A 1,414-nucleotide genomic window follows, 5' to 3' on the forward strand; every position below is an offset into this window, starting at 1 on the left:
ATATGACGGTAGTAGATACCGTGCGACAAACACTTTTAAAAACCTGAAAACGGTTCTCTCACAGTATACCACAAAATACGATTGTCATGTATTTATTCATAATCTAGATTTCGACATTTCAAAAATCGCAAAGGACATTTTACCTGAAGCGGATTTAAAAAATTCGATTTTTATTAATAATGTCGTTACGGTATTTAAAACAGGTCTTAATGAATCCCAAATAACTGAAGAAAATGAAATTATTTCGCAACCTATTACATTTCATGATTCCAGCAAGCTTGTAATGGGTTCATTAAAAAAGATATGTGAGGATTTTAATATTTCGCAAGAAAAAGCAAAAATAGATTTAAAAGACCATATTTTGAAATTGGGATGGGCGCTTGACGCTGACGGAAACCCCACAAATGACCCGGGTAAATATGATGACCGGGAATCCCAAGGGAATTATTTTATGAAGGTCGATCCGTATGAACCTGAATTAAATGAATATTTACGGTTGGACTGTGTGGCATTATATGAAATTGTTACAATGCTTATTGAAATATCCGGCTTGCCGATTCATGAATTTTTAAAATGTCCTACTACCGCAAGTCTTGCAATGAAAGTATATCAAATGAATTATCCTGAAGATTATGAAAAGGCTATTTCCACGAATTACGGTTATAGCAAATGGGGCGAGTTTACAGAGGATTTTATACGCAAGGCATATTATGGTGGACGTACAGAAGTATTTCAAAGTGAATTAAATGGCGGCTTTCATTATGATGTAAATTCATTATATCCGTACGTTATGAAAGTGAACCCAATACCTATAGGGAAACCGCGTCACCATAAAGGAGACAAAGCCCGAAACGTATTTAAATATTGGTACAGCTATAGACAGGGCGGCGGTTTTTTAGAATGTGATATTCACATACCGACTACTTTACATATACCGCCTCTACCTCACAGAATGTACAAAAAATTATGTTTCCCGGTCGGTAACCTTTCAGGGATATGGACGTTTGAAGAAATTGAATTGGCGTTAGAAATGGGTGCTAAAATAAAAGAAATTCATCAATGTATTTATTTTGAAAAGACCGATTATATATTTAAAGATTTTGTCTCCTATTTTGAAGAGATTAAAAATACAAGTGATGGAGCAAAAAAGACGTTTGCAAAATTAATGCAAAATGCACTGTACGGAAAATTCGGTATGCAAAGGGTTCGGCAAACGATTTTACCTGTCACAGAAATTGAGACATGCGAAGAAAAAGGCTATCCTTATGTTGAATTATTTAACCCTGTATATGGACAAGAATTTATTGAAGCAGCCGTCCCCAGCAAGCGCGTGCGCGACTGCCTGCTGGAGGTCACCGAGCCCACCGACGGCCAACTCGTGGAGAAGGACCGCAACTCCTCCATGGTCACCACC

General features: G+C 37.1%; 2 pseudogenes. Both read left to right on the forward strand.

What is annotated here, in order from left to right:
• Positions 1 to 136: 136 nt before the first annotated feature.
• A pseudogene (locus ACFVGY_RS37840) lies at positions 137 to 1,183 on the forward strand (DNA polymerase); the annotation flags it as partial.
• A 138-nt stretch (positions 1,184 to 1,321) separates the two neighbouring features.
• Positions 1,322 to 1,414 (forward strand): annotated as a pseudogene (locus ACFVGY_RS37845) (SRPBCC family protein); the annotation flags it as partial.

The sequence above is a fragment of the Streptomyces sp. NPDC127106 genome, assembly GCF_042677605.1.
Classification (GTDB): domain Bacteria; phylum Actinomycetota; class Actinomycetes; order Streptomycetales; family Streptomycetaceae; genus Streptomyces.